Here is a 5,738-nt window from a genome sequence, read left to right as displayed (position 1 = left end):
GTCGGACCAGCTGGCCCGGCTGACCGACGAGGCCGCGCTGACCAGCTGTCTGGCCAGCGTCGCCGCGGAACACGGATCTGCACCACTGGTGGTCGTGGTCGCCGCCGACGCGCGTCAGCGACTGTCCGACCCGCCGCTCTCCACGACCGCCCGACCGGCCTCCAGCCGTGCCACCGGCACCCGGAACGGCGAGCAGGACACGTAGTCCAGGCCGACCTCGTGGAAGAAGTGCACCGAGTCCGGGTCGCCACCGTGCTCACCGCAGATGCCGAGCTTCAACCCGGGCCGGGCGGCCCGACCCTCCTCGGCGGCGATCCGCACCAGCCGGCCGACGCCGTCACGGTCGATCGACTCGAACGGCGAGATACCGAAGATGCCCAGCTCCAGGTAGCGCCAGAAGAACGCGCCCTCGACGTCGTCGCGGGAGAAGCCCCAGCCCATCTGGGTCAGGTCGTTGGTGCCGAAGGAGAAGAACTCGGCGGCCTCGGCGATCTGCCCGGCGGTCAGCGCCGCCCGGGGCACCTCGATCATGGTGCCGATCAGCACCTCGACCGCCTTGTCCCGGGTCACCTCCTCGATGATCTTCTCGGCCTCGGCGCGTACCGTCTCCAGCTCCTGCACCGCGCCGACCAGCGGAACCATGATCTCCGGCTTGGGATCGCCGCCGCGTCGGGCGCACTCGACCGCGGCCTCGACGATGGCCCGGACCTGCATCGCGAACAGGCCGGGGATGACCAGGCCGAGGCGGACGCCGCGCAGGCCGAGCATCGGGTTCTCCTCGTGCATCCGCCGGACGGCGGCGAGCAGCGCCTCCTCCTTGGCCACGTCCTCGCCGCGTTCCTGGGCGACCGCCACGTTGACGGCGAGCTGCTCCAGCGGCGGCAGGAACTCGTGCAACGGCGGGTCGATCAGCCGGACGGTGACCGGCAGCCCGTCCATCTCGCGGAAGATCTCCACGAAGTCGGCCCGCTGCAACGGCAGCAGCGCTTCCAACGCCGCCTCCCGCTCGTCAGCGGCGCGCGCCAGGATCAGCCGCTCCACCAGCTCCCGCCGATCGCCGAGGAACATGTGCTCGGTGCGGCACAGCCCGATGCCCTCGGCGCCGAAGCGCCGGGCCCGGGCGGCGTCCGCGCCGGTGTCGGCGTTCGTGCGGACCGCCAGCCGCCGCTTCCCGTCGGCGTGCGTCATGATCCGGTGTACGGCCCGGACCAGCGCGTTGTCGATGTGCTCGGGGTCGACGCTGCCCTCGAAGTACTGCACGACCTCGGAGGGCATGACCGGCACCTCGCCGAGGTAGACCTTGCCGGTGGTGCCGTCGATGGACACCACGTCGCCCTCGGTGACGGTCTGCCCGGCCACTGTGAACCGCTTCGCCGGCACGTTCACCTCGATCTCGTCGGCGCCGGAGACGCAGGTCTTGCCCATCCCCCGGGCCACCACGGCGGCGTGGCTGGTCTTGCCGCCGCGCGAGGTGAGGATGCCCTTCGCGGCGATCATGCCGTTCAGGTCGTCCGGGTTGGTCTCCCGGCGCACCAGGATCACCGACTCACCCTCGGCGGCCAGCTCGACGGCACGGGCGGAGGTGAAGACCACAGTGCCGGACGCCGCGCCGGGCGACGCGCCGATGCCCTTGGCGACCGGCTGGAAATCGTGGTCGAGCTGGAAACGGGGGAACATCAGCTGGGCCAGTTGCGCGCCGTTGACCCGGTGCAGCGCCTCGTCCAGGTCGATCAGGCCCTCGTCGACGAGCTGCCCGGCGATCACGAACGCGGCGGCGGCGGTGCGCTTGCCGACCCGGGTCTGCAACATCCACAGCTTGCCGCGCTCGATGGTGAACTCGATGTCGCAGAGGTCCTTGTAGTGCTCCTCCAGCCGAGCCATGTACCCGAGCAGCTCGTCGTAGGACTTCTTGTCCAGCCGCTCCAGCTCGTTCAGCGGCACGGTGTTGCGGATGCCGGCGACGACGTCCTCGCCCTGGGCATTGGCCAGGTAGTCGCCGTAGATGCCCTGCGCGCCGCTGGCCGGGTCACGGGTGAACGCGACCCCGGTGCCGGAGTCGGGGCCAAGGTTGCCGAAGACCATGCTCACCACGTTGACAGCGGTGCCGAGGTCGGCCGGGATGCGCTCCTGACGGCGGTAGAGCACCGCGCGCTCGGCGTTCCACGACTCGAAGACCGCGCGGATGGCCAGGTCGAGCTGTTCGCGTGGCTGCTGCGGGAAGTCCCGACCGGTGTGCTTCAAGAAGATCTTCTTGTACGCGTCGACCAGCCCACGCAGGTCGTCGGCGTCCAGATCCAGGTCATTGTGGGTGCCCTTGGCGTGCTTGGCCTCGTCGAGCGCGTGCTCGAACTCCTCGCCCGGCACCTCGCAGACGGTCTTGCCGAACATCTGGATGAGTCGCCGGTAGGAGTCCCAGGCGAACCTGTCGTTGCCCCCCGCCTGTGCGGAGAGCCCGACCACGCTCTGGTCGTTGAGGCCGACGTTGAGGACGGTCTCCATCATGCCGGGCATGGAAAACTTGGCACCGGAGCGGACGGACACCAGCAGTGGGTCCCGCGGGTCGCCGAGGCGCTTGCCCATCGCGCGCTCCAGCGCCTCCAGGTGCGCCTCGATCTGACCGGCGAGCCCGTCCGGCTCCCGTCCCGTCGCGAGGTACGCCTGGCACGCCTCGGTGGTGATGGTGAAGCCCGGCGGAACGGGCAGGCCCAGGTTGGTCATCTCGGCGAGGTTCGCCCCCTTGCCGCCGAGCAGGTCCTTGAGATCCTTGTTGCCTTCGGAGAAGTCGTAGACGTACTTGTGATCGACGGTCTCTTGCGCTGCCACCAGAGCCTCCACAACACACGCGCCGGATTGACACTTAACGAAGGTTCAGTTTTCTTCTTCCCCGGGACGGACCGCCGGTAATCCCGGGGTCAACGCCGATCGGTGGGCGAAGGTTAAGCGAACATCGAGTGACCTGGGACCGTTCGGTGACAATTGGCACAGCCATCACGACTATCCGTGTTCGTACCGGTTTTTGGGAACGCTTCCATGCGCACCATCACGCATCCCGGCCGCGCGTCGTACGCTTGACGGCACGCCAGCCGGTGAACCTCACTTTTGCCATAACCGACGCGAATACACCCCCGGAGTCGCCGCCGTGTCGACCAGCCCCTCCCCCGGCCCCACCGCCGTTCCCGTGCCGCTGCCGGCCGGTGAGCCGGACGCGGCCACGCTGGCCCAGGCCGCCGAGCGGGCGGCGGGCGAACTGCTCGCCCCGTCGGCCCCGCACCGGCTGACCGACGTCGTTCCCGCCCCGCAGCAGGTCCAGCCGAACCCGACCGCGGACTGGGTGCTCCCGGCCGAAGCGGTCATCGTGGCCAGCGCCGAGCCCGCCGCGCTGGCGGTCGCCGAGCAGCTCGCCCAACTCCTGCGCCCGGCCACCGGCTACCCGCTGCCAGTCACCGACGCCACCACGCCGGAGCCCGCCGGCGCCATCGCCCTGGTGCTCGACGACAGCGCCGACCTCGGCGCGGAGGGCTACCGGCTCGACATCGCCACCGGCGGGGTACGCGTCACCGCCGCCACCGGCGCCGGCCTCTTCTACGGCGTACAGACGCTGCGCCAACTGTTGCCAGCGGCGATCGAGAGCCCCGGCCCGGTCACCGCACGCTGGGCGCTGCCCGGCGGGACCATCACCGACGCACCCCGGTTCCCCTACCGGGGCGCGATGCTCGACGTCGCGCGGCACTTCTTCGCCGTCGAGGACGTGCTACGGGTGGTCGACCACCTGGCCCGCTACAAGCTCAACCACCTGCACCTGCACCTCACCGACGACCAGGGCTGGCGGATCACCGTCGACTCCTGGCCGAAGCTCACCGCCATCAGCGGGGCGACCGAGGTCGGCGGCGGCCCCGGCGGGCACTACACGAAGGCCGACTACGCGCGGATCGTCACCTACGCGGCCGCCCGCCACATCACCGTCGTCCCCGAGATCGACCTGCCGGGGCACACCAACTCGGCGCTTGTCGCGTACCCGGAGCTGGCACCGGACAAGATCGCACCGCCGCCGTACACCGGCACCGAGGTCGGCTTCAGCTACGTCGACCCCGCCGACGAGCGGACATACGACTTCGTCGCCGACGTGTTGGCCGAGGTGGCCGCGCTCACCCCCGGCCCCTGGCTGCACATCGGCGGCGACGAGGCGTTCAAGGTCAAGGGCGAGGTCTACACCGGTTTCGTCGAGCGGGTCCAACGCATCGTGGCCGACCTCGGCAAGACCATCGTCGGCTGGCACCAGCTCGCGCCCGCCGCGCACCTCGACGGACGGGTCCTGCAATGGTGGGGCACGAACGGCGACGACCCCAGCACCGTCGACGCCGTACGCCGGGGCGCCCGACTGATCGTCTCCCCGGGCAACCACGCCTACCTGGACATGAAGTACGCCCCGGACACCCCGATCGGGCAAGACTGGGCCGGCCTCATCGACGTGCGCAAGGCGTACGACTGGGATCCTGGTACGCACGTCGCCGGCGTACCCGCCGAGGCTGTGCTCGGTGTGGAGGCCCCGCTCTGGACCGAGTCGGTCACCTCGCTGGCCGACATCGAGCTCCTCCTGCTACCCCGCCTCCCGGCCATCGCCGAACTGGGCTGGTCACCCCGGGCAAGCCACGACTGGGCCGACTTCCGCGACCGCCTGGCCGGCCAGGGCCCGCGCTGGACAACGGCCGGGATCACCTTCCACCGCGCGCCCGAGATCCCCTGGCCCGCCGCACCAACCATCCCCGCCCAGCGCAACGTGCCACAAACCGACACGACCACGCCCTGAGCCCCAGCCGTCCGGCCGTTTGTCCGATGCTGGGCGGTAGCGCCCGCATGATCGTGCTCGATCCTTGTTGTAGTGGCCTCCTCCGCATGGGGAGGGGCCTCTTTCCTGGATCGAGCACGATCTTGTGCGGGCGTCGTGCGTCGTGCGTCGTGCCTCGTTGGCCGGTGGAGGTCGGTTCGGCGCGGCGGAGGTCGGTCGAGGTCTGCGCAGGGCAGCGTCAACCCGACAGGTGTCTTGATCGATTCGGTTTCACCACCGTCGGGGTGTTGTCCGCACGATGCCCTGCCCCCGAGGCGGCCCGGTCAGGCGGCCCGAACGACGCAGACCGGCCTGATCGACTCGGTTTTCATGAAGTCGGGGTATCCCCGCCCCTCGGACACCGCGACTTCCAGGAACCCGAGTCGATCACGCCGTGATGACCGTGGTGTCCGTTTAGCCGGGTCGGCGGGGCGGGCGGATTGTCGGGTTTGACCTGGGGTGTCGGGTGGTCGGGGTCACTCCGGGGGCGGAATCGGGGGCCGGGCGGGGTCGTTATACCTGGCACGCCACCGCGACTGTCCAGGTCGTGGGGCCACGGCAGCCGCCGGGAACACCCGACCGGCCGCCCCGGTTACATCCCCCGCACGGCCGAGCACCACCACCGGCCGACGAGCAGGCAGGCGGAACGAGCCGGCCCCCGGGCAGGCGCAAGCCGACCCCCGGGCAGGCGGAATGATCCGCCGCCGCGAACCGTTACACCCCGTCCCGACGCCGACCCTCTCAGCGGGTCGCCGGGCAGCACCACGCACGAACTTTCCCCGCACGACCACGCACCCCCCTGGGTGTGGTGTGCGGGTACCCCCGACAGGCAGAGGAGCACGCCATCATGCGTACCGATCTGATCCGTAAGACCGCCCTGACCGCTGCTGGTCTCGCCTTCACCGGCGGCGCC

2 protein-coding genes are annotated in these 5,738 nt (G+C 70.5%); one reads left to right on the top strand and one right to left on the bottom strand.

The window, feature by feature from the left end; all coding sequences use genetic code 11:
• Positions 1-114 precede the first annotated feature (114 nt).
• Complete coding sequence (gene ppdK, locus ABZU52_RS31735; RefSeq protein ID WP_354974604.1) at positions 115-2,823, bottom strand: pyruvate, phosphate dikinase; 2,709 nt, start codon at positions 2,821-2,823, stop codon at positions 115-117.
• 316 nt (positions 2,824-3,139) lie between these two features.
• Between ppdK and ABZU52_RS31730 the strand changes: the two genes are divergently transcribed.
• Positions 3,140-4,807 (top strand): beta-N-acetylhexosaminidase, encoded by a 1,668-nt coding sequence (locus tag ABZU52_RS31730; RefSeq protein WP_354974603.1) that lies wholly within the window; start codon positions 3,140-3,142, stop codon positions 4,805-4,807.
• The last annotated feature ends 931 nt before the right edge of the window (positions 4,808-5,738 follow it).

The sequence above is a fragment of the Micromonospora sp. NPDC005220 genome, assembly GCF_040607895.1.
Taxonomy (GTDB): domain Bacteria; phylum Actinomycetota; class Actinomycetes; order Mycobacteriales; family Micromonosporaceae; genus Micromonospora.
This window is presented reverse-complemented; position numbering and strand designations above follow the sequence as displayed.